General features: G+C 52.6%; 21 protein-coding genes. 18 read left to right on the top strand and 3 right to left on the bottom strand.

Features of this window, described 5'->3' with window-relative positions:
• The first annotated feature begins 413 nt into the window (after positions 1–413).
• Positions 414–1,211: a hypothetical protein gene (locus tag ABNS49_RS06990; protein WP_289108470.1), complete on the top strand. Its 798-nt coding sequence runs from the start codon at positions 414–416 to the stop codon at positions 1,209–1,211.
• A 335-nt stretch (positions 1,212–1,546) separates the two neighbouring features.
• Here the strand turns inward: ABNS49_RS06990 and ABNS49_RS06985 are convergent, their stop codons facing one another.
• Positions 1,547–2,437, bottom strand: coding sequence for a YitT family protein (locus ABNS49_RS06985; RefSeq protein WP_277820797.1), 891 nt, complete (start codon positions 2,435–2,437; stop codon positions 1,547–1,549).
• A 123-nt stretch (positions 2,438–2,560) separates the two neighbouring features.
• Here ABNS49_RS06985 and ABNS49_RS06980 point away from each other — a divergent pair, with 123 nt between their 5' ends.
• The 17 genes from ABNS49_RS06980 (at position 2,561) to yhfZ (ending at position 20,500) form a co-directional block, all read left to right on the top strand.
• Positions 2,561–4,483, top strand: a complete 1,923-nt coding sequence (locus ABNS49_RS06980; RefSeq protein ID WP_135980112.1) for a PRD domain-containing protein — start codon at positions 2,561–2,563, stop codon at positions 4,481–4,483.
• Positions 4,480–5,091, top strand: a complete 612-nt coding sequence (locus ABNS49_RS06975; protein ID WP_135980113.1) for an RDD family protein — start codon at positions 4,480–4,482, stop codon at positions 5,089–5,091. Before ABNS49_RS06980 ends, ABNS49_RS06975 begins: the two co-directional genes overlap by 4 nt.
• A 23-nt stretch (positions 5,092–5,114) precedes the next feature.
• Positions 5,115–5,441 carry a PTS lactose/cellobiose transporter subunit IIA gene (locus ABNS49_RS06970; RefSeq protein WP_135980114.1) on the top strand — a complete coding sequence of 109 codons (327 nt, stop codon included), beginning with the start codon at positions 5,115–5,117 and terminating at the stop codon, positions 5,439–5,441.
• 73 nt (positions 5,442–5,514) lie between these two features.
• Positions 5,515–5,841, top strand: a complete 327-nt coding sequence (locus ABNS49_RS06965; protein ID WP_135980115.1) for a PTS sugar transporter subunit IIB — start codon at positions 5,515–5,517, stop codon at positions 5,839–5,841.
• 34 nt (positions 5,842–5,875) lie between these two features.
• Complete coding sequence (locus tag ABNS49_RS06960) at positions 5,876–7,279, top strand: PTS sugar transporter subunit IIC (protein ID WP_135980116.1); 1,404 nt, start codon at positions 5,876–5,878, stop codon at positions 7,277–7,279.
• A gap of 37 nt (positions 7,280–7,316) precedes the next feature.
• On the top strand, positions 7,317–7,832 hold the full coding sequence (locus ABNS49_RS06955; RefSeq protein WP_135980117.1) for a GrdB-related putative oxidoreductase: 516 nt from the start codon (positions 7,317–7,319) through the stop codon (positions 7,830–7,832).
• A gap of 45 nt (positions 7,833–7,877) precedes the next feature.
• The gene (locus ABNS49_RS06950; protein WP_135980118.1) at positions 7,878–8,837 is read left to right on the top strand and encodes a N(4)-(beta-N-acetylglucosaminyl)-L-asparaginase; all 960 of its coding nucleotides are present in this window, start codon (positions 7,878–7,880) and stop codon (positions 8,835–8,837) included.
• 19 nt (positions 8,838–8,856) lie between these two features.
• On the top strand, positions 8,857–9,909 hold the full coding sequence (locus ABNS49_RS06945) for a Sapep family Mn(2+)-dependent dipeptidase (RefSeq protein ID WP_135980133.1): 1,053 nt from the start codon (positions 8,857–8,859) through the stop codon (positions 9,907–9,909).
• Positions 9,906–10,661: a copper homeostasis protein CutC gene (locus ABNS49_RS06940; RefSeq protein WP_135980119.1), complete on the top strand. Its 756-nt coding sequence runs from the start codon at positions 9,906–9,908 to the stop codon at positions 10,659–10,661. The genes ABNS49_RS06945 and ABNS49_RS06940 overlap by 4 nt, the downstream gene beginning before the upstream one ends.
• A 577-nt stretch (positions 10,662–11,238) precedes the next feature.
• Positions 11,239–11,937, top strand: coding sequence for a polyphosphate polymerase domain-containing protein (locus ABNS49_RS06935; RefSeq protein ID WP_135980120.1), 699 nt, complete (start codon positions 11,239–11,241; stop codon positions 11,935–11,937).
• A gap of 16 nt (positions 11,938–11,953) precedes the next feature.
• Positions 11,954–12,631 (top strand): DUF4956 domain-containing protein, encoded by a 678-nt coding sequence (locus tag ABNS49_RS06930; RefSeq protein WP_348688117.1) that lies wholly within the window; start codon positions 11,954–11,956, stop codon positions 12,629–12,631.
• Positions 12,632–12,634: 3 nt separating this feature from the next.
• Complete coding sequence (locus ABNS49_RS06925) at positions 12,635–14,137, top strand: CotH kinase family protein (RefSeq protein ID WP_135980122.1); 1,503 nt, start codon at positions 12,635–12,637, stop codon at positions 14,135–14,137.
• Between the two features lie 3 nt (positions 14,138–14,140).
• A complete protein-coding gene (locus tag ABNS49_RS06920) occupies positions 14,141–16,225 on the top strand; it encodes a hypothetical protein (RefSeq protein ID WP_135980123.1) in 2,085 nt (694 codons plus the stop codon).
• A 1-nt stretch (position 16,226) separates the two neighbouring features.
• Positions 16,227–17,231 carry a hypothetical protein gene (locus tag ABNS49_RS06915; RefSeq protein WP_135980124.1) on the top strand — a complete coding sequence of 335 codons (1,005 nt, stop codon included), beginning with the start codon at positions 16,227–16,229 and terminating at the stop codon, positions 17,229–17,231.
• Complete coding sequence (locus ABNS49_RS06910; protein ID WP_135980125.1) at positions 17,231–18,634, top strand: glycosyltransferase; 1,404 nt, start codon at positions 17,231–17,233, stop codon at positions 18,632–18,634. The genes ABNS49_RS06915 and ABNS49_RS06910 overlap by 1 nt, the downstream gene beginning before the upstream one ends.
• A gap of 1 nt (position 18,635) precedes the next feature.
• Positions 18,636–19,472, top strand: coding sequence for a hypothetical protein (locus ABNS49_RS06905; RefSeq protein WP_135980126.1), 837 nt, complete (start codon positions 18,636–18,638; stop codon positions 19,470–19,472).
• 104 nt (positions 19,473–19,576) lie between these two features.
• Positions 19,577–20,500, top strand: coding sequence for a GntR family transcriptional regulator YhfZ (yhfZ, locus tag ABNS49_RS06900; protein ID WP_135980127.1), 924 nt, complete (start codon positions 19,577–19,579; stop codon positions 20,498–20,500).
• A gap of 52 nt (positions 20,501–20,552) precedes the next feature.
• Here the strand turns inward: yhfZ and ABNS49_RS06895 are convergent, their stop codons facing one another.
• The gene (locus tag ABNS49_RS06895) at positions 20,553–20,822 is read right to left on the bottom strand and encodes a hypothetical protein (RefSeq protein ID WP_289116221.1); all 270 of its coding nucleotides are present in this window, start codon (positions 20,820–20,822) and stop codon (positions 20,553–20,555) included.
• 70 nt (positions 20,823–20,892) lie between these two features.
• Entirely contained in the window at positions 20,893–21,735 is an 843-nt protein-coding gene (locus ABNS49_RS06890) for a hypothetical protein (protein ID WP_289116529.1), read from the bottom strand.
• Positions 21,736–22,082 lie beyond the last annotated feature (347 nt).

Raw genomic sequence — 22,082 nt, 5'->3', positions numbered from 1 at the left:
ATATAAACATTCGAGGGGATTCAATGTCGAAAAAAACAGGAGGCTCATGCTCCAATCGCTTGATATACTCAAACTGTTGGGCGAACAAATTTGCTGGTTGAGGGATGAAAAATACTCCGGTAATTGTTAAAGACACCAATCTATAGAATATCTGGTTCTTCCGCTTTTCCTGTTGACGTCCGCATTTTTTTTCATGCTATAGTTTGTCCACATCCGTCTTCCGACGGATTCTAATTCTAAATATCGAACGAATCCATCTTTTTCCCGGTTCTTTCATCTTTTTCTTTTTTATGGTTTTCTTTGACTTTTTTCCTTGGCACTTTTTTCCTTGGCACTTTTTTCCGATCAAAGCACCGCATGAAAACAGAAATGGATCTTTTTTGATCTTAGAATGATTTTTTGGAGGTATATATTTGATCAACAATCAATACTACGAGATGATCCTGCGATTCACGCTGTTCAGCGACTTTTTCATGTACCCCGTCTTTTCCCGCAGCAAACCGGCCATCACATTGCTGGCGCGCATCCTGACCGGAAAGCCAGACCTCGTCGTCAAACGATGGGGGATGGAGGTAAAGAAGGGACTGCCTTTTTTTCGGCATGTCCGCTACGATTTGTTTGTCGAGGATATGGAAGGCAACTTGTACAACTTTGAGATAGAAAACGACAGGAGGGCTCTTGGACAGCGGGCGTTGTTCAACTTGAGCGTGCTCGTTTCCCATATGCTGAAGCCAAACGAACCGTTTCGCGCGTTAAACGAATCGTGGGTCGTCTTTCTGACGAGAAAAGACTTTCTCAAACAAAACGAGCCATTTTACACGTATGAATGGTTCGATCGGAAATGGAAGCGGATCCTGCACACGAAAGCGCACATCCGTTTTGTGAATGGAGAATACCGGGGCGATGACGCGATTGGAAAGCTGATGCATGATTTCCACTGTACAAACCCGGATGACATGTTTTATGATGAGCTTAGAGAAGCCGTATCGTATTTTAAAAAGGAACCGGAAGGAGTGAATGCCATGTGCGAGATCATGAGAGAATTTGAAAGAAAGTCCAAGAACGAAGGACGCGCGCAAGAGCGTGAAGCCATCATGCGCAAATTGTACGCCAAAGGCATGGATTGTCCTACGATTGCTGAAGTAACGGGACAAACCGTTTCCAAAGTCGAAACGTTTTTCAAAAAACAATCATTGAATTATAAAGGATAAAATCATTTTCCAGCTTCGACCGACGAAAGTATCGCGCATATTACCGGTCAATCGTTATCGAAGGGGAAATCGCTTTTGAGGTGCGGCAAACCGCGTAACATCAAAGACGAAAATGTGACCCAATAAAAGGGCAGTGTAGGATTGCCTGAATAGATGTTTGTAACACATAAGAGAAGCTATTGATCGGAGGTATCAAAAATGGTGCCTCCTTTTTTTCCCTGCTTGTGTACTTAAGCAACTAGATCACGCCCCCATATCAAAGAAAAAGGAAGGACAATCATTTTCCTTCCTTTCAATAGATCCTATAACAGTCTTTGGCAAGACTTTGCGTTTTTTTATTCAATCGGCTTTTGATAAAAGCGTCCGTAAAAGTTGTCGATCTTATGCGTATACACGATCGCGTCCGGGTCGACTTGATGCAAACAGTCGATGATCGGTTTTTCCTCGTAGCTGCTTACGATCGTCTTGCACAGCGAGAACGGCTTGCCGCTGTACCCGCCCTGGCCGTTCACGATACTCATACCGTGCCGGAAATTCGTCTTAAACGCCTCGGATACCGCTTTCGGCTTCGAAGTCGTCACCTCCACCATGATCTGGGCGTACCGGTGGTAGAAGTAGGAAATTGTCTTCGTGGAAATAAACTGGAACACAATCGAATAGCCCGCGTATTCCCAGCCGAAGAAAAATCCGAAAATGACGATAATGCACACGTTGAAAATAAAGACCTGGTCCCAAATGCTTTTGTGCAGCTTATCGGAAATATACAAAGCGATAAAGTCTGTGCCGCCCGTCGAGCCTTCGGTACGCAGCGCGATGACGACGACAAGGCCATACAGGAAGCCGCCGAAAATCACGTTGAGAAACAAGTCGTCGAAGATGGGCTGGAAATGGCACACATCCAGTAAAACCGACGTCAGGGAAAACTGGATGTAGCTTAGCAGCGTGAAGCGCTTGGAAATGTGCTTGCAGCAAAGCAGAGCCGCCGGAATATTTAAACACAGGATACCAAGCGACACCGAGAACGGAACGCCAAAGAGCGTCGTGATCTTGTTGATGAGAATCGCCAGACCGGTGAAGCCGCTCGACAGCAGGTTGCTTGGATCCATGAAGCTTTGAATCGTGAAGGTTTGCAGCAGCGAGCTGACACCGATCCAGAAAATCGAGAAAGCCAGCCGCGTTTGTTTGTTTTTAATCGTCGTTGTGTCAAATATATTTATCATAATCATCACCTGCCTCCTAGTATAAGAAGCGCGCAAGGAAAAAAGAAGCAACCATTTCCTAGCGCTAGGAAATGATTCGGGGTAAGCTAGGAAATACATTGCCATACAATTACAGGCGTAGGAGGAAACATGCTCACGCAAAGACAAAAAAAGATATGCGAGATCCTGCATGAGGAAAACTGGATAAAAGGGAAGGAGCTGGCCGCGATGCTTGGCGTCACCGACCGGACGATTCGCAACGACATCGAGGCGATCAACACCGAAGGCGGCCAGGTAACGATCGAGGGAAATCCCCAAAAAGGCTACCACCTCGTCGCGAAAGAGGAAAGCGGCGCGCCAACCGGCATCATTTCGTCGATTCCGCAAACACCAAAGGAACGCCAGGAGTTTATCGTGAAGATCCTGCTGTTCGAAAAAAGGGAGCTGAACATTTACGATTTGCCCGAGCTGCTTTGTGCCAGCTCGTACACCATCGACGCCGACGTGAAAACGATCCGGAAAAAGCTCACCCAGTACGGCAACGTCCGGCTCGTCAAGCAGAAAAACTGGATCTGGCTCGAAGGAAGCGAAACCAACAAACGCAAGCTGTGCAAGGACATGCTCAACAAAGAGCTGGAAGACAACTTTTCCAACCTCAACGAGATGATCGACCTGTACCAGAAATTCGACTTGCGGCGGGTCAAGGAAATCCTCGAAAGCACGCTCGAGCGCTACGACTACAAAGTCCGGCCATCGAGCCTGCCCATGCTGCTCATGCACATCGGCATCGCGCTCGAACGCATGCTCGACTTCCACTATTTGGAAAACGTCGAAATGGAAAACGGCCTGACCGACACCATCGAATACAAAATCGCGTCCGCGTTTTTCACGAAAGTCTCCCACCGGATCCCGATCGAAGTCAACGAGGCCGAGATCCGGCTGCTGACGCTGCTCCTTCTTGGAAAACGCAGCAAAGCGTACACCGTCGAGGAAGTGGCCGCCGGCAACGCGACCGTCCACGTGCCCGAACTCGTCCGGGCGATGCTCGACGACGTTTGGCAGCGGTTCGATGTGGACTTGCGCGACGACAAGGAACTGCAAAACGGCATGGAGCTGCACGTGCGCTCGCTACTCATGCGCCACGAGCAGCACGTCAGCGTCGACAACGTCTATTTGCATGAAATCAAGATCAAGTTTCCGCTCATCTTCGAGATGGGCGTGCAAGCGGCCCGGCGCCTCGAGCAAACGGTGAACTTTGCGATCAGCGAAAGCGAAATCAGCTTTCTGGCCCTACATCTGGGCAACGCGTTCAACCGGCTCCAGTCCGCCGGCAAGTATCAGGTCGTCATGATCTTTCCGGACGACCAGTCGCTGGCCAGACGATGCAAGGAAAAAATCGAGTCTCGGTTTGGCGACCGCATCGAGATTGCGGCTCAGATGAACGTGTTCGAACGCGAAAGCATCGAGCGGCTCGAACCCGATCTCATCGTTTCTTCCGTCTATTTAAAGCACGATTTGCCGGTCCCGACGTTGACGATCTCGATGTTCATGAACTACGAGGACGAAAGCGAGATTTTCCAGGCCCTCAACCGGCTGGATAAAAGGCGGACCAGCGGCCAGTTCAAGGCGATGGTCAAAAACCTCATCGTGCCCGACTTCTTCTATCCGCATCTTGTCGCGGACAACGAGGAGGAAGTCATTCGGACGATGTGCCAAAACCTGGAAGCCAAAGGCTACGTCCGCGACGATTTCGCCCAGCGCGTGCTCGAGCGGGAACGCACCGCGTCCACGTCGTTTTATACGGGGTTCGCGCTGCCGCACACGTTCGAAGGCACCGTCGTCAAGCCGTCGATCTCGATCGCGATTCTCGACAAGCCGCTGCGCTGGGGCGAATACGACGTCGAACTCGTCATTTTGCTCGCCATCCGCGACATCGACCAAAATTTGCTGCGCATCTTTTTTGACTGGCTTTCTCATTTCGTGTCGGATCAAAAACAATTTCAAAATCTCATTACGAAACGGGACTATCGTCTGTTTATTGAAACCATCACAAAGGAGGAAGACGGAATATGATGACAAAAACACGCAAAACGAGCCGCGTGCTGGACACGCGCGAAACCGACGTCGAAGACGGACGCCGGTTTGCCGCCTATTTGATCGACTGGTTTTTAAGCGCGCTGTGCATGATGCTGCCCATGTGCCTGGCGTGGCTGTTCGTCACCAAGGACGTGGAAACGATGCGCCAGGTCAACGTGTGGACGCTTTCCGCGCTCATCGAGCAAGGACCCGCGCTGGCCGTCGTCGCACTTGCGCTTTGCGGCGCGCTGTTTTACGAAGTCGTCGTTCCGTGGAAAATCTATCCGGGACAGACGATCGGAAAGAGGACGCTTGGCTACAAAATGGAAACCGAAGACGGGAAAACGCCTGGATTTTGGCGGCTGCTGCTTCGGCAGGGCGTCGGGCTATTTTTGCTCGAAGGCTGCCTGTACAACGCCAGCGCCTTGATTTCCAGCACCATCTCGATGGTGTCCGGACTCAATGTGACCGGTATCTTTTTATGGGCCTCGATCGCGATCACGACGATTTCGCTAGTCGCGGCCCTCGCGTCGCCAAGCCGGCGCATGCTGCACGACTATATCGCGAAAACGCGGCTCGTCCGCGTGGAAGACACGACAAAATAAACTCAAAGGAAGGTAGGAAGAATATGGAAAATATGGAACTGGTTTGTTTTCAAATCATCTCGAATGTAGGAATGGCGAAAAGCGCGTACGTGGAAGCCATCCAGCTCGCCGAAAAAGGAGAGCACGAAAAGGCGCAGGCGAAAATGAAAGAAGGAAAAGAGTTCTTCGTCAAAGGCCACGAAGCCCACGCTTCGCTCATCCAGAAGGAGGCGGCCGGCGAAAAAACGAACGTCAGTCTGCTTCTGATGCATGCCGAAGACCAGCTCATGAGCGCGGAAACGATCGAGCTCATGGCCAACACGACGATGAGAAGTCTGCGCCGCATCGAGGAACTGGAAAAAAATTCCTAAAACTAGGAAGAAGCGTTCCAAAAACAATGAGAGCGCTTTCGATACAATACAGTCAACAGGAGGAATACAAACAATGAAAAAGATCTATTTATTTTGCAGCGCGGGCATGTCCACGAGCATGCTGGCGTCCATGATGCAGGATTGTGCCAACAACCACAAGCTGCCACTGGAAATCAAGGCGTTCTCCCACAACAAGTTGGAAGAAATCATCGCCAACGACCGGCCGGACTGCATTTTGCTTGGCCCGCAAGTCAAGTACATGTATGAGGAAACCGTTTCGAAATTCGGCCACGAAGGCATTCCGATCGCGGTCATCGACGCGGGCGACTACGGCATGATGAACGGGGAAAAAGTGCTCAAGACAACGCTGGGCATCATGAAAAAAGCGAAACAAAAATAAATTACGAAAACGAATTGGATACGAGGTTTTGGAAATGGATAAACTAGAAAAACTGCTGATGCCGCTGGCGTCGGCGATTGGTAAAAACAAATATTTAATGGCGATCCGCGACGGCTTCCTGATTTCGACGCCGCTGCTGATCGTTGGATCGGTGTTCCTGCTTTTGGCGAACTTCCCGATCAGCGCGTGGACGGATTTTGTGGAAAACTGCATGATTGGCGACATGTCTTTGGCCGCACTGCTTTCCAAACAGTCCGACGCGACGTTCACGATCATGGCGATCTTCGCCACGATGGGAATTGGTTATTACTTTGCACGGGAAATGAAAACGACGCCAATCTTTGGTGCGGCGGTTGCCTTGATGTCGTGGTTCATTCTCATGCCATACAACTTTAGCGCGAAAATCGCCGGCCTGGCGGACGCGACTGGCGTGGCCGTCAACGTGCCGGAAGGCGCGACGAGCATGGTGCGCGGACTTGATCTGGGATGGCTTGGCGCGAAGGGAATCTTCGTCGGCATCCTGTGCGCGATCATCAGCGTCCACTTGTACGCGTGGGTCGAGAAAAAGGGCTGGGTCATCAAAATGCCAGCCGGCGTGCCGCCAACGGTTGTTGCTTCTTTCGCCGCGCTCATTCCAGCCGGCATCGTGATGGTTGTCTTCTTCTTGATCAACACGCTGTTCACGGCATGCGGAACGAACGCGTTCCAGTTTATTTTCGAGTTCCTGCAAACACCGCTGCTCGGTCTGGGAGACACGCTGGGGGCTATGATCGTCGCCTACATCTTCCTGCACCTGTTCTGGTTCTTCGGAATCAACGGCGGCTCGGTTGTGGGCGCGGTCTTCAACCCGGTTTTGCAGACGCTCGCGCTTGAAAACCTGAACTTGTATCGTGAAGTGGGCGCGGCCGGCTACACGATCGAAAACGGCGCGCACATCATTTCGCAGCAGTTCCAGGACTTGTTCGCCACCTTTGGCGGCGCCGGATCGACGCTTTCGTTGCTCATTGCGATGCTGCTGTTCTGCCGTTCGAAACGCATCAAGGACCTTGGCAAGCTGTCGCTCGTTCCGGGCATCTTCGGCATCAACGAGCCAATCATCTTCGGTTTGCCAATCGTGCTCAACCCGGTTATGCTCATTCCGTTCGTGCTTGTACCGACAGTCAACATCATCCTGTCGTATTTCGCGATGAACATGGGCTTGTTCCCTCCATGCAACGGAATCAACATTCCATGGACGATGCCAGTCATCATTTCGGGCTTTTTGGCAACGAACTGGATGGGCGCCGTATTCCAGGGCGGCTTGCTGATTTTAGGGGTGTTCCTCTACCTGCCGTTCATCAAGGCGATGGATAAACAATATTTGGAAGACGAGCAAAAGGCGATGGAAAGCCAGGAAGAGGAAATCGACCTCGACGATTTCTCGTTTGACGATCTTTAATGGGAAGAAAAAATAAATAGAAACGAGGGCGAATCGAATGAAAGTCATTATGATATACGATCAGATCCAGGCGGGCGCCGGGACAAAAGACGATAAAATGATTGGTTTGAAGGCGACGAAGGAAGTCGTCGGACCAGCCGTGATGATGGAACGCTACTTGAAAGCCAACGACGAGCGCGTCATCGCGACGCTGTATTGCGGCAACGGCTACTTCATGGAACATCAGGACGAAGTCGTGCACAAGCTGTGCGCGATGGTGAAAAAACTGAACGCGGACGGCGTCATGTGCGGCCCGGCGTTCAACTACGCCGAATTTGCCCGGATGTGCGCCATGGTGGCGAACCGGCTCGAAGAGGAAAACATTCCAGTCGTGGCCGCCATGTCCGCGGAAAACGAGGAAACGATTGCCGAATACAAAGACCGGATCCACATTGTCAAATGTCCGAAAAAAGGCGGAACCGGCTTGAACGAAACATTGTCGAATATGTGCGAGGCACTGGCGGCCAAGGCGCAAGGCAAAGCCATCGCACACGAATCCGAGATTTGTTTTTAAGAGAGTGCGCCACTCTCTTTTTTTAGAAAACGAGGTAGAAGAAAGATGTACGGAATTATCGCAACATGGAGAATGGCATTGGAAGGCGTGACGCGCGCCGATCAAATGCTCAAAGACCACGCCGACGCGGGCGACGCCATCGAAGCCGCCATTCGCGACGTGGAGGATTTTGAATACTACAAAAGCGTCGGCTACGGCGGACTGCCAAACGAGGAAATGCAAGTGGAACTGGACGCCGCCTACATGGACGGCGACACGTTCGATATCGGCTGCGTGGCGGCGATCAAAGACTTCGCCAACCCGGTATCCATCGCTCGGAAGCTGTCCAAGGAACCGGTCAACAACTTCCTTGTTGGCGCCGGCGCCGAAAAATACGCCCATAAAATGGGATTCGAGCGCAAAAACATGCTCACGGAGCGGGCGCGCATCCACTACCACAACCGGCTTAAGGAAGTGCAGGAGCTCGAGCTCAAGCCGTATTCCGGTCACGACACGGTCGGCATGGTGTGTCTGGATGACAACCATCACATGGTGGCGGCGACCTCGACAAGCGGCTTGTTCATGAAGCGGGCCGGCCGGGTTGGCGACTCGCCGATTTCCGGATCCGGATTTTACGTGGATTCCGAAGTGGGTGGCGCAAGCGCGACCGGACTTGGCGAGGACTTGATGAAAGGGTGCATCTCGTACGAGATCGTCCGGCTCATGAAGGAAGGCCTCCATCCGCAGCAGGCGTGCGAGCAAGCCGTTTCCCGGCTCGACGAGCAGCTCAAACGCCGTCGTCAAAAAGCGGGCGACCTTTCGTTGATTGCCATGAACAACAAAGGCGAATGGGGCGTGGCCACCAACATCGAAGGCTTCTCGTTCGCGGTCGCGACCGAAACCGAGGCGCCGGAAGTGTATCTGGTCAAATTCGACGAAAACCGCAAACAGTACATTGAAAAAGCGAGCGAGGAATGGATGGACAACTACATGAGGACCCGGACCGCGCCGCTGGAGCGCAAATAATATGCAACGCGATGGCGGACTGGAACGAAAAATCGTCGAACAAGTCAAGCGCAACCAAGACGCCATGCTGGACGGGATCTTGAAAATCGTGTCCATCGACAGCACGCGAAGCGAAGCCCAAGAAAATATGCCGTTTGGTTCCGGTGTCGACAAGGCTCTGACCGAAACGCTCGCGCTCGCCAAAGCGATGGGGTTTGTCGTGGAAAACGTCGACCACTACGCGGGCATCGTGAAATACGGCACGAAGCCGGGCTGGAAAACCGATCCGCGCTATATCGGGATCTTTGGACATCTTGACGTCGTGGAGGCGAAAGGCGAATGGACGAATCCGCCGTTTTCACCGGCGATCCGCGACGGCCGTATATACGCCAGAGGCATTCTCGACAACAAAGGGCCAATCCTGTCGTGCCTGTACGCGTTGTACGCTATCAAGCAGCTTGGCATCGAGTTGGCGCATCCGATCTGGATCGTGTTTGGTACGAACGAGGAAACCGGCATGGCGGACATGGACCATTATTTGAATGTGAAAAATCCGCCGATCGCGGGATGGACGCCCGACTGCAAGTATCCGGTCGTGTACGCCGAGCGGGGCCGGGCCGTGTTCGAAACGGAAGCCGACGTGTCCCACTTTACGCCCGAGCAGTTCGATCTGGATTTGTACGATCCCGAGTTTGGCAAGCTGGAGTTCCGTCTCGACGAGGAACACAAGCTGAAAGTCAGCTATCCGGCCAGCGTGACGGTGGAGGAAATCGCGCGCAAGGTGACGGCGAAAATCGACGCCGCGCTCATGGACAACATGATGCCTGTCTTTTTTCCAAAGGACGGAACGCTTTGCCGCGTCCTGCAGGAAACGTACGAGCAAGTAACCGGACTCGATGGCACGCCGGTGACGACGACCGGGGGCACGTACGCGAAAAAGGTGCCGAACATCGTGCCGTTCGGACCAAGCTTCCCCGGCCAGAAAGGCATCGCCCATTTGCCGGATGAATGGATGGATATCGACGATTTGATGGCGAACGCGAAAATTTACGCGCTTAGCTTGTATCGTCTGGGAATCGAGGAGCAATTATGAAACCAATCGTTGTGGAAGTGTGCGCGGGCAGCTACGAAGACGCGCTGGCGGCAAGCCGGGGCGGCGCGAAACGAATCGAGCTGAACAGCGCGTTGAGCGTGGGCGGCCTGTCGCCTAGTGTGATGGCACTCATCCAAACAAAAAAGAATACCGACCTGGAAGTAGTGTGCATGGTGCGTCCAAGAGCGGCGGGCTTCGCCTACACGGATGTCGAAAAACAAATCATGCTCGACGAGGCGAAACTGTTTTTGGAGTCCGGAGCCGACGGCATCGCGTTCGGTTTTTTGACGGAGGAAAAAGCCGTCGACACCAAATGGACGAAATGCATGGTCGATTTGATCCACTCGTTTGAAAAGACGGCCGTGTTCCATCGGGCGGTCGATGTCGTCACCGACTATGAAGGCGCCATCGAAACGCTCGTCGGACTGGGTGTGGACCGGGTGCTGACGAGCGGAACGAAAGCGAAAGCGATGGAGGGCATCGAGGAAATCGGCGCCATCCAAAACAAGTTTGGAAGCCGTATCGAGATCCTGCCGGGCTCGGGCGTGAACGCGGGCAACGCGGTCGAGCTGATGGAAAAAACCGGCGTCTGGCAAGTGCACTCCTCGTGCAAGGCGTATCGAACGGATCAAACGACGAGCGGGCGCGACGTCACGTACGCTTATTTGAGCGGGGAACATGCCGACGACTACGATGTCGTGGATGCCGGCCTTGTCCGGGAGCTTGTGGAAGCGGTAAAAAAAGAAAAGTAAACAGAAAAAAAGCGATCAGACCGGATCGCTTTTTTTGTGGGGAAGGTTGACGTATTCATGGCGTGAAAACCGATGGGTATTCTCGCGAATTTCCTTCGCAGAGTTCCCTACTCTGCGAAAAAGGTGGTTCTTTCGCTTTAGGCAAAGGAAAAACGGGAGGTTTGACGGCGATTTTGACGGAAAACGAGGAAAGAAAAAAACGACAGCTCCTGGGATCGAAGCAAAAAAAGCGCGATAGATATCGGCTTAATCCACTCTTTTCACGCCGTGATCCTGACGGGAAAACTGACGGCTTATTTTTGTTTTTTAATCCAGAAACTATAAGTTATCATTATATTCAACCCCTATACAAATCACATATTTTTATAAAAGATATGGATTATATCACTCGATTCAAAAGGGATAGAGTGCTATAATCAATTCGCAGAGTAGGGAACTCTACGAAATTTCGAACCCTGGACGGATCGGTTTGGCTTTTTTTTTGGCGGCTTTTGAAACGGTGGCTGGACTGCGGGCATCCCAATCGAGAAAGCGCGGTTTGTTTTTTACAATAAATGAAGAGAAAGGAACATCCGATATGAACATTGTCTCGCGACAAGAGAAAAAATATTTGATCAATTTGGTGAAAAGTGCGCAGCTTCAAAGCTACTTTTCCCATTTTTTGACGCTCGATTCCAACAACGCCAAAGGGGCCTATACGGTTCGCAGTTTATATTTCGACTCGATCGACGACCGGGATTTCCACGAAAAGGAGGAAGGCGTCGAGCTGCGGCGCAAAATCCGTTTGCGCGTCTACGATCCCGACAGCCCGTACGCGATGCTGGAAATGAAGAAAAAGCAAGGAAGTGACCAGCTCAAGCGGTCGCTCCCGATCCCGAGAAACGACGCGCAGCGGCTGATCGAGGGGCGCTACGACGTGCTGCTGCATTACGACTTGCCATTTGCCAAGGAGCTGTACGCGATCATGAGCATGTACTTGTACCGGCCCAAGGCGATCGTGGAATACGACCGGATCGCGTATTGCGCCCGCAGCAACAACATTCGAATTACGTTTGACGCGAATATCCGCGCCACGGAATCCGACTTTGACTTGTTTTCGAAAACGTTGAATTTGTATCCGGTTTTCGTGAACGACCGGGTCGTCTTGGAAGTGAAATACGATGGCTATTTGCTAAGCCCGGTCAAGCTCGCGCTGGAGCGATGCGATCAAAGCGAGATTTCCGTGGGCAAGTATAGTTTGAGCCGCTCGGTCGGCTTGCGTTATGTGTATGGATAAAAAGAGGAGGTAAACGATGAGAGATATTTTAGAAGGCATGCTGGCGGAGTCGGGCACCCTGACGACGGAAGAAATTTTTATGCACATTTTGACAGCCGTCATTTTGGGGCTGTTCATTTATATATCGTACTATATCAGTCATTCGGGCACGGCGTATTCGCGAAAGTTCAACATTTCGCTCGTTTGCCTGACGGTGCTGACCGCGACGGTCATGACGGTCATCGGCAACAACTTGTCTTTGTCCTTGGGGATGGTCGGCGCGCTTTCCATCGTGCGCTTTCGAACGGCCGTTAAGGACACGCGCGACACGATTTATATTTTCTGGACGATCGTGGTCGGCATTTGCTGCGGGGTGGCGGATTATCTCGTCGCCTGCATGGGCAGCGCCGTCATTTTTGTGATTTTGCTCATCATGGGCCATGTGAAAAACGAGAACCGCGTGCTTTTGATTGTCAAAGGCAGCCGGATGCACGCCGACGAGATCGAAAAGGTGATTTTCTCGTATTTCGATCAAAAAGCGACACTTCGCACGAAAAACACGACCCCGACGTCGGTGGAATTCATTTACGAGCTTTCCCGTAAGATCCTGACGCAAAGCAGTAAAAACGGAAAGTCCATCACCACGTGTCTGTATGAGATCCCGGATACGCAATATGTCGGCATCGTGGTGCAAAGCGATGAAATCAACGGATAATTTATGAAATACAAAATTATGAGCGGGATCGCGATTGTGGCGCTGCTTGTTCTTCCGCTCGTGCTCGGGCTGTTCAAGCCGGACACGGCAAAAGATACGAACCGCTACATGCAGCACCGGCAGGCGCCCGGGGAGCAGACAGCCTCCTTGTCCATAGATCCCGGCACGTTTCGCACGCATTTGCCAATCGTCTCGATCGACACGGATGGCGCGCCGGTGCCCGGCAGCTGGCTGCAAGATGAGAACGGAACTCGAACCGGCGTTCAAACCACGGATGGCCAGGAGGAAATTCCGGCCCGCATTCGCTGGATCGACAACGATACTGCCGTCAAGACGCTTCAAGACGAGGGCGTGGACACGAACGCCACGATCCGCATCCGCGGCAACTCGTCGCGCTCCTTCGATAAAAAAAGCTATCAAATCAAACTCGTCGATGGGCAAGGACAGGACGAGGACGTGTCCTTGTTTGGCATGGGTGCCCATGACAACTGGGCGTTGTACGGACCGTTTCTGGACAAGACGCTCATCCGCAACTACGTGCTGATGAACATTTCGGGTCAAATCATGGGATACGCGCCCAACGTCCGCTTTTGCGAAGTGTTTTTAAACGGGCGGTACCAGGGATTGTACGTGCTGATGGAAACGATTCGCAAAGGAAAGAGCCGGGTCGATCTCGACACGTACGAGCCGGGCAAGGCGGAGCTGGACTACATTGTGCGGATCGACCGCTTTGACGCCGATAGCGTGGTCGTGGACTCCTTTTCGATGTACACGTTCCGGCAGGAAACGCTTGGAAGCGGCGCCGGCATTGAAGTCGTGTATCCGCCCGCCTCCAAGCTTGACGCCCAGGCGCTTTCGTACATCGAAGACAGCTTGAGCGCGTTTGAAAAAGCGCTGTACTCGTCCGACTACAAAAGCCCGTCCAGAGGGTACCGCAAGTACATCGACGTCGACTCGTTCGTGGACTACTACGTGCTTCAGGAGTTTCTGGCCGTCAGCGACGCGGGCATGCGTTCGACGTATTTGTACAAAGACCGGTCGCAGAAAATCAAGATCGGTCCGGTTTGGGACTACAACAACGCGCTCAACAACTATTTTGCTCCGTTCGACGCGGAAGGAAGCGAGTTTTTGCTCGTGGACCGCGTCTGGTACGACCGGCTGCTGAGCGATCCGTATTTCAATGAAAAAGTCATCGCCCGCTACAAGGAACTGCGAAAGACGCTTTTAAGCGACGAAAACCTGCTGCGCACAATCGACGAGACAATCGCCTACTTAGGTAGCGCCGTCGAGCGCAACAACGAGGTGTGGGGATACGCGTTCGATCCCAGCCAGCTTGACGCGTATCAAAAGCTGACACCCGAAGAGCGCAATCCGGGCAGCACGCAGGAGGCGCTGGCGCAAATGAAAGACTACATCCAAAAGCGGGGCGCCTGGATGGACAGCCACATCGACGCGCTGGCCCAGTACGCCCATCCGTCCCAGACGAAAAAATATGAAACGAGGTAGAAGATGAAACGGTATTTGATTTGGATCGCCTGCTTGTTTTTGGGCGCGGTGGCCGTTTACTTCGCATGGAACCAGGCGTATTTGCCTAAAGGCAAGGCGAGCGCGGTCACGTCCAACTTTTATACGGAAAAGGCGGACATCGTGCGCGCCGGCAGCCAGGAGCGCTTCGTCGTCAAAGGCGTGGAAGTCGACAGCTTCCTGCCGGGATACTACGATACCGACTACGCGGTCGACAAGGCGACATACAAGACGTGGTTCGAGCAAATCGCGGCGATGAACGCCAACACGATTCGCGCCAACAACATTTACGATCCCGACTTTTACAACGCGTTGTACGAATTCAACACCACACGCGCCGCCAGCGGCCAGGCGCCGTTGTATTTGATTCAAGTCGTGCCGGTGACGGATTACGCCCAAAACAGCGCCGACAACGCGTGGTCCAACGACTTTTACAACGCCTTGCTGCGCAACGCCAAGCGATGCGTCGACGTCGTTCACGGCCGGGAGTTTTTGCCGTACGCCAAAACGTCAGGGCATGGCGTGTACACGAGCGACGTGTCGCCCTGGGTGCTCGCGTTTGAAATCGGCAGCCGCTGGGAACCGGACACGATCGCGTACACGGACCACCACAGCAAGCTCCCGGGCCCGTATGCGGGAAAATACGTGCGCACGAGCGAGGACGCGAGTCCGTTTGAGTGGCTTCTAGCCAAAGTGATGGACCGGCTTTGCCAATACGAGTCGGACAAATACGGCCAGCAGCATTTGATCGCGCCAACCACGCAGCTCAATACCGACCCGTTCGACTTCGAAACTTTGTACAAGGCGCAAATCCAGAAAAGCGCGACAATCGACTTTCAGCACTTCGAGGCGGGTCCGAAGCTTAAAGGCGGAATGCTGGTGGCGTACAACTATGCGGATTACGGGCATGATTTTACAAACGATTTGACGGCTGGCGAAAAAGAACGACTGGCGCCGCTGCTCGCGCTCGTGGACGAGCGTCCGCGCGCCGACCGGTACTTGGCGCTGCTGGAAGCGTACTATCAAAAGCCGGTCGTGCTGGTGAATTGCGGCGATTCCAGCGCCCGGGGAACGACGAAGGGCGGTGCGTCCCATAGCGAGGCCGAGCAAGGCGAGGCGATTGTCCGGCTGTATACGAATGCGCTGGATTCCGGCCTTTCCGGCATCGTGCTTTCCGCGTGGCAGGACAACTGGTCGCGTACGGACTGGAACACGAGCCCGTATACGAAGGACGAACAGCAGCCGTTTTGGCACGACATCCAAACCGAGGCTCAGGGGTTTGGGCTTATGGCGTTCAAGCCGCTCGGGGTAAACGGGCCGGTTTGGATTGACGGACAGGAAACCGAATGGACAGCCAGCGAGAAAGTGTTCGAAAACAAGATCGGGACGCTGTTTGCGCAATTCGACGCCGAAGGGGTGTACTTTAAAATCAACTGGAATCCCGACGTGCAGTTTCCGGTGACGATTCCGCTGGACGTGACGCCCAACAGCGGCGCCAGCCAAACCGAGGATGGGGCGCTTTCGTTCGCGCGCGACGCGGATTTTTTGCTCGTGTTTGAAAGCCCGACCGAGGCAAGACTGCTCGTGCACTCGTATTATGACAGCGCCCGGGCGGCGTGGAACCAGAACATTCGCGGACAGGACGCGTACTCGATTCAGGTGCCGGAAGCCCACGAGCCGAAATTCGGGCCAATCGAGGCGATTTTGGCGGATCCCATCGTCGACGACGCGAACGCTTTGCGAAATTTTTCGCTGACCGAGGAAGCCGGAAAGCTGGTCGAAGGCCGGGATCTCGCGACGGCAAACGGGTGTACGGAAATTCGTCTGCCGTGGCAGCTGCTCAACTTTTCGGCGCCAAACCAGGCGGTCGTGCATGACGACTATTATTTGCGTTATGGTATCGAAAGCCTGCCGGTTGGCAAATTGTATGTGGGAATGGGCAACGCGGCGCACCCGGACATCCATTTGTACGCGATCAAGCTGCCGCGATGGACACGCAACTTCGCGTACGAGGAAAGGCTGAAGGCGTCGTACGCCATCGTGCAGGAAGCGTGGAAGGAAGGCGAATGACATGGGATACGGATTGTTGAATTTGCTGTTTGTGTACATGGTGTTCAGCCTGATGCTGGCGGTGTTCAATTTGGTGTATTTGCGGCAGCTGAAACGGGAGCGCCGGCACCGTGAAAACGCCAGGCGGCTTCTTCAGGCGGGGCGGGCGCGCTTGCGCAAGGCGCTGACGGAGAAAGGCACGCGCGCCGAGCGAAGACGGATCCGGCGGTTTTCCATGGTCCGGTATTTGGGACGGTTCGAGGAGGAGCTCAAGGAAGTCGCAGCGTACGATCCGGCGCTTGTGCGCGCCTACTTTCAAAAGTACGAGGCGGAATACATGATGCTCATTGTACCGATTCAAAAGATGGGCGTCACGGAAAAGACGATGTATGCCCGGCTCGTGATGAAATACGGCATCAACGCGGACCAAAAGTCGGCCGCTTTCGCGGCGGCGATGATCCGGCTGATGGATCGCTCCTCCATGTTTTTAATGTACAACGTGCTAGGGGCTTTGGCGGTCATGGGCATGCCGGAGGCGTTGAGCGACGCGCTGAAAGTCATGACCGAACAAGGTTTTTACTGCTACAGCAAAGTGACCACGAACGCGCTGATGTGGTATGCCGGCTCGCGAAACGAGCTGCTTTTGCTTCTTTTGAAAAACCAAAACGAGTACAATCCGGAAATCCGCTGCGCGCTGCTGGAATACGCGCGGAAGGAAAAAGGGCCGTACAAGCGGGATATTTTGCGGATTTTGGAAAATGGAAGCGAAAATCTTGAAGTCCGGCTCGAGGCGCTGCGGTATTTTATCAAGTATCCGTCCATCGAGGCGGAAGAAGTCGTCCGCAAGCTGCTTCTGGAGCGGAAAACGATGGATTGGCGGTACGCGGCGCTTGGCGTCAAGGTGCTCGCGGCGTTTCCAAGCGCCGAAAACCGCGCGCTTGTGCGGACGCTGACACACGATCCGATTTGGTATGTCCATCAAAACGCGACCGAGGCGTGGAAGCAAATGGAAAGGGGGCATGCGTAATGGACGTGCAGGAAATCCTGTATGCAGTGGAATGGTTTTTTATCGCGTATCTGGCCGTGTATTCGACCTTTCTTTTCGCGTCGATCGTTTCCGGCTCGCTCGCTTTGTACGAGATGCATCAGCGAAAGTGGTATAAAGTCGACGATCTTGGCCCGATTGATATTCCGGTTTCCGTTCTCGTTCCCGCGCACAACGAGGAGCTTTCCATTTTAAAAACGGTGGAGTCGCTCGTCGCGCTGGAATACGCGACGTATGAAATTATCGTGGTGGACGATGGCTCCAGCGATCAAACGGCCGCGAAACTCATTAAGGAATACGGTCTGGAAATCACGCGGATGCAAATGCAGGAAACTTTGCCCTGCCAGCCCATCCGCTTTGTGTACACCGGAACGGTCAGGGGCGTCGAAGTGACGTTGATCATGAAGGAAAACGGCGGCAAGGCCGACAGCTTGAACGCGGGTATCAACGCGTCCCGGTATCCGTATTTTTTGTGCATGGACGCGGACTCGGTGCTACAAACCGACTCGCTGACGGAAATCGTCAAGCCCGTGATGGCGCATGAAAACGTGGTGGCGTGCGGCGGATTGATCCGGATCATCAATGGCGCGCTGATGCGCGATGGCAAAATCGTGGAGTACAGGATCCCGTACCATCTTTTGGTGGGAACGCAAATGCTCGAGTACGATCGTTCGTTTTTAGGCTCGCGGCTCTTTTTGAACCGGTTCAATGGCAACTTGATCATTTCGGGGGCCTTTGGCTTGTTTCAGAAAAAGGCGGTGCTGCAAGTGGGCGGCTACGCGACCGATTCTTTGGGCGAGGATATGGAGCTGGTCATGAAGCTGCATTCGTATTTTCGCCAAAACAAAAAGCCATACACGATTGAATACGTACCGCAGGCGGTGTGCTGGACACAGGCGCCAACGACGGTGAAAGACATTTTCGGGCAGCGCCGGCGCTGGCACATCGGCTTGATCCAGTGTTTGAATAAATACTGGAAAATGTGGATGTCCTTCGATTATGGCGTGCTGGGATGGTTTTCGTATCCGTATTATTTGTTTTACGAGTATTTAGCGCCAATAATCGAAGTGGCCGGCGTGTTCGTCACGTTGTTCGCGCTCGTTTTGAACGTCATCAACATGACGTATATGGTGTGGTTCTTTTTGATTTACTTCTTTTTTGGCATTTTCATGAGCATCAGCGCGTTTTTGGCGCGGGTGTATTCGCAAAACGTGTACGTGAGCCGCCGGGACATCGTTCGGGTTTGCGTGATGGCGGTCGTCGAAGTGTTTTTTACGCGCTTTATCGTGCTGGCGGCCCGGATCAGCGCCCTTTTCCGGTTCCGGAAAAAGAAGTTCGAGTGGGGTTCGATTGCCCGGATGCAGACGCCGGGCGAGGAGGAATGAGATGGACAGGAAGTGGGTGCGAAACGGCTTCCTGTTTTTTCTTTGCGGATGGCTGGCGCTGGCGGGCTGCGCCGCTTCGCCAAAGGAACAGGCGTCGCTCTTTTCGTGGAATCCGGGCGAGGTCGATCCTTCGGCGTGGCCGGAATTGGAAGTCGTGCTGGAAGAGCGCGGCATTTCGGCGGTGTATCAGCAAATGGAGTTCAACGACTTCGCCGCCGTGGAGCGGTTCGTGGCGTTTTTATCGGCGCGCGACGTGCAGACGTACGCTTTGATGGGGGAAGTGGACTGGTCGTTTGCCGAATACGAGCAGCCGATGCGGGCGTCGATTCAGGCGGCGGCAACCTACAACAAAGACCAAAAGGAAAAGCTGGCAGGTGTCGTTTTGGATGTGGAACCGTATTTGAGCACGGCGTGGAAGACGGATCCGCGCGGCGTGTTCGCCCAGTATTTGAAAAACATGGAAAGCGCGTACCGGCTTTGCGAGGAAAACGGGCTGGAGCTGCTTTTGTGCATTCCATACCATTTCGACCAGACGGTGGGAACGACGCTTTTGGACTCGCTGATCCAAAACGCGTGCGACGGGATCATCGTGATGAACTACAACCGGCGCGACGAAATCGGACAAATCCAAACGGAAGTGGAACTGGCGCGCAAGGATCGAAAAAGCGTGACGAACGCCTACGAGTTTTTGCCGGCGGGCGAGCATGGCTTGACAAAGAACAACACGTACGCCCAGGAAGACGCAAGCGTTCTTGAGGCGTCGCGCCAAAAGCTAAAGGAAGCGTATCCGACGATTCGGTTCGCCTATCATTGTCTGGAGGCGCTAAAAGAGCGTTGACGATCGGAAAGCTCGCGGGTTTACAAAATATACATAAATATGTATAATTAGACCGGTACAATGGTCGCGGAAGGGGAGGACAACCGCAAAAAGGGGTGAACAAAATGGATATTCAAAATCTTTTATACAGTAAAAACGGGCTTTCCACAAAAACGCTGGCCAAGCGGATGCTTTGTTTTGAGGAAGGCGAGCGGATCCCGACCGTCACGGAGCTCAACAACGAGATCCATTTGGCGCGGGGCACTGTGCAAAACGCGATCAAGCTGCTTCAAAAAAGCGGCGCGGTCACATTGGAAGCGCATGGACAGTCGGGAACGATTTTGAAGAAAAAAGACGTGCGCAAGCTGCTGGAAATCGCGGGGATCTCCCACATTTTGGGCGTGATGCCCCTGCCGTATTCGAAACGGTACGAAGGACTGGCGACCGGTTTGGTGGCGGATTTGGAAAACCGGTACGACATTCCGGTTTCGCTGGCGTTTATGCGCGGTTCGAAAAACCGGATGTCGATGGTGCTGTGCGACCGGTATGATTTCGCAATCGTTTCCCGGTACGCGGCGGAGCAAATGATCGAGGCCGGCATGGATATCGAAATCGTGAAAAGCTTTGGCCCGTATTCGTATTTGTCGCAACACATTTTGGCGTTTCACGATCCGGATGTCAAGGAAGTGGTCGATGGAATGAAAATTGGTGTCGACCAGTCGTCGGTCGATCAAAAGAAAATGACGGAAATCGCCTGCGTCGGGAAAAACGTGCGGTTCGTGAACGTGGAATATACCCAGATTTTGCAAAAAGTCATGTCCGGCGAAATCGACGCCGCGGTATGGAACATGGACGAGATCCAGGAAAAGCTGTATGACATGAACTATCTCGGGCTGTCCATTGATGACGACAAAGACACCGAGGCCGTCATTGTCGTAAACCGGGCCCGGCGGGAAATGGTGGCGATCATTGACGATTTGATTCATACAAACACCGTGCGCCGCAACCAGCAGCTCGTGATGGAGGGCAAGCTGATTCCAAGCTATTGACAGACATAAAAACAAGCCAGACAAAGCGTTTCCGTCTGGCTTTTTATTCAAGCTATCGCGCTTTGAAAAAGGCTTCAACCTGGGCGCTGGTTTGTCCCGTGACTTCGGCGATCGTGGGGCAATCCATGCCTTTGGCATATAAATTGCGCGTAATGGCTTCCGTGCGCTTCTTTGCCTTCTGACGTACCTGAGCCCGTCCTTCAGCGCGGCCTTCGTTCTTGGACTTTCTCTCAAATTCTCTCATGATCTCACACATGGCATTCACTCCTTCCGGTTCTTTTTTAAAATACGATACGGCTTCTCTAAGCTCATCATAAAACATGTCATCCGGGTTTGTACACTAGAAGATTTTCATCAAAAAGCATCATGACGTATGCCATGATGCCTGCTTGTTACGCGGTTTGTTGCGTCTTAAAAAACAATTTTACTTTTGATAGCGATTGATTGGTGATTCGCGCAATCCTTTCGTAGGACATGCCTTCTTCGCGCAAATTGCGCATAATGGCTTCGGTGCACTTCTTTGCCTTTTGACGTTCCTGGGCCCGTCCTTCTGCACGTCCTTCTCTGCGTCCTTCGTTCTTGGATTTTCTTTCAAATTCTCTCATGATCTCACACATGGTATTCACTCCTTCCGGTTCCTTTTTAAAATACGATACGGCTTCTCTAAGCTCATCATAAAACATGTCATCCGGGTTTGTACAGTGGAAATCATGCATCAGCTTTCCCAATGCGTCCTTTCCCTGATACTGCCCGTTGACGATGCGGATGTGACCACCCGTCTTCAGCTTTTGCCTGCTCCTGTCCTCACGCCACTGATAGTTGTAAAATGGCTCGTTTTGCTTGAGAAAGTCTTTCCTTGTCAAAAAGACGACCCAGTTCTCTTGCAGTTTTTTGTGTTTTTGTCCCGGCTTCAAGCCCTGGGCGACGAGCACGCTCAAATTGTGAAACGCGCGCTTGCCAATGGATTGAAGCGTGTTCTCTATTTCGATGTTGTAGACATTACCATACTGGTCGATGATGAACAAATCATAGCGGTCGTTTCGAAAAAACGGAAATCCCTTTTTGACTTCCAGACCCCATTCAACGACGATCAAATCTTTTTTCCCGGTCACGATGCGCGCAAGAAGCTGCACGGCTTTTCGACTATGCGAAAAGACGGCGTGCATGAAAAAGTCGCTAAACAAGGTGAAGCGCTCAAGCATGGACAAATACTGGATGTTGGTTGTGTTTGTCAAATTTATACCTCCTGCCTTTTATATACGTAGAAATTCAAAAAAAAGTGCCTCTGACTTTTTAAAAGATACAATTTCACAAAATACTTCCGAAAAAAAGCAATAAACTGCTTGAACTGTGGCTCATTTGTGGAAAATGGGTGCCGGCAAAGCGTTTGGATAGACTTTTTCTTTTTTTAGAGTGCCAAGCTTGACAAGAAAAGGGGGCGTGGATATGATAGGTCTGTAAATATAAATTATTTTGTATATTCGTGAAAGGAGAGAAATACTGGAGAGAGAAGCGAATAAAATTTTTTTAAACCAAATATACAAAATATTATATATTTCTCGTTTTTGATACAAAGGAGGTA

The organism is uncultured Dubosiella sp. (assembly GCF_964018005.1).
Taxonomy (GTDB): domain Bacteria; phylum Bacillota_I; class Bacilli_A; order Erysipelotrichales; family Erysipelotrichaceae; genus Dubosiella; species Dubosiella muris.
Note: the sequence above shows the minus strand (reverse complement) of the source record. Positions and strands in the feature narration are given on the sequence as shown.

Excerpts from the sequence above, each read along its gene's own strand:
- ABNS49_RS06980 (WP_135980112.1), top strand. The coding sequence starts at position 2,561 with ATGCTCACGCAAAGACAAAAAAAGATATGCGAGATCCTGCATGAGGAA.
- ABNS49_RS06975 (WP_135980113.1), top strand. The coding sequence starts at position 4,480 with ATGATGACAAAAACACGCAAAACGAGCCGCGTGCTGGACACGCGCGAA.
- ABNS49_RS06915 (WP_135980124.1), top strand. The coding sequence starts at position 16,227 with ATGGGATACGGATTGTTGAATTTGCTGTTTGTGTACATGGTGTTCAGC.
- ABNS49_RS06940 (WP_135980119.1), top strand. The coding sequence starts at position 9,906 with ATGAAACCAATCGTTGTGGAAGTGTGCGCGGGCAGCTACGAAGACGCG.
- ABNS49_RS06970 (WP_135980114.1), top strand. The coding sequence starts at position 5,115 with ATGGAAAATATGGAACTGGTTTGTTTTCAAATCATCTCGAATGTAGGA.
- ABNS49_RS06925 (WP_135980122.1), top strand. The coding sequence starts at position 12,635 with ATGAAATACAAAATTATGAGCGGGATCGCGATTGTGGCGCTGCTTGTT.
- ABNS49_RS06985 (WP_277820797.1), bottom strand. The coding sequence starts at position 2,437 with ATGATTATGATAAATATATTTGACACAACGACGATTAAAAACAAACAA.
- ABNS49_RS06935 (WP_135980120.1), top strand. The coding sequence starts at position 11,239 with ATGAACATTGTCTCGCGACAAGAGAAAAAATATTTGATCAATTTGGTG.
- ABNS49_RS06930 (WP_348688117.1), top strand. The coding sequence starts at position 11,954 with ATGAGAGATATTTTAGAAGGCATGCTGGCGGAGTCGGGCACCCTGACG.
- ABNS49_RS06960 (WP_135980116.1), top strand. The coding sequence starts at position 5,876 with ATGGATAAACTAGAAAAACTGCTGATGCCGCTGGCGTCGGCGATTGGT.
- ABNS49_RS06910 (WP_135980125.1), top strand. The coding sequence starts at position 17,231 with ATGGACGTGCAGGAAATCCTGTATGCAGTGGAATGGTTTTTTATCGCG.
- ABNS49_RS06950 (WP_135980118.1), top strand. The coding sequence starts at position 7,878 with ATGTACGGAATTATCGCAACATGGAGAATGGCATTGGAAGGCGTGACG.
- ABNS49_RS06895 (WP_289116221.1), bottom strand. The coding sequence starts at position 20,822 with ATGTTTTATGATGAGCTTAGAGAAGCCGTATCGTATTTTAAAAAAGAA.
- ABNS49_RS06920 (WP_135980123.1), top strand. The coding sequence starts at position 14,141 with ATGAAACGGTATTTGATTTGGATCGCCTGCTTGTTTTTGGGCGCGGTG.
- yhfZ (WP_135980127.1), top strand. The coding sequence starts at position 19,577 with ATGGATATTCAAAATCTTTTATACAGTAAAAACGGGCTTTCCACAAAA.
- ABNS49_RS06965 (WP_135980115.1), top strand. The coding sequence starts at position 5,515 with ATGAAAAAGATCTATTTATTTTGCAGCGCGGGCATGTCCACGAGCATG.
- ABNS49_RS06905 (WP_135980126.1), top strand. The coding sequence starts at position 18,636 with ATGGACAGGAAGTGGGTGCGAAACGGCTTCCTGTTTTTTCTTTGCGGA.
- ABNS49_RS06955 (WP_135980117.1), top strand. The coding sequence starts at position 7,317 with ATGAAAGTCATTATGATATACGATCAGATCCAGGCGGGCGCCGGGACA.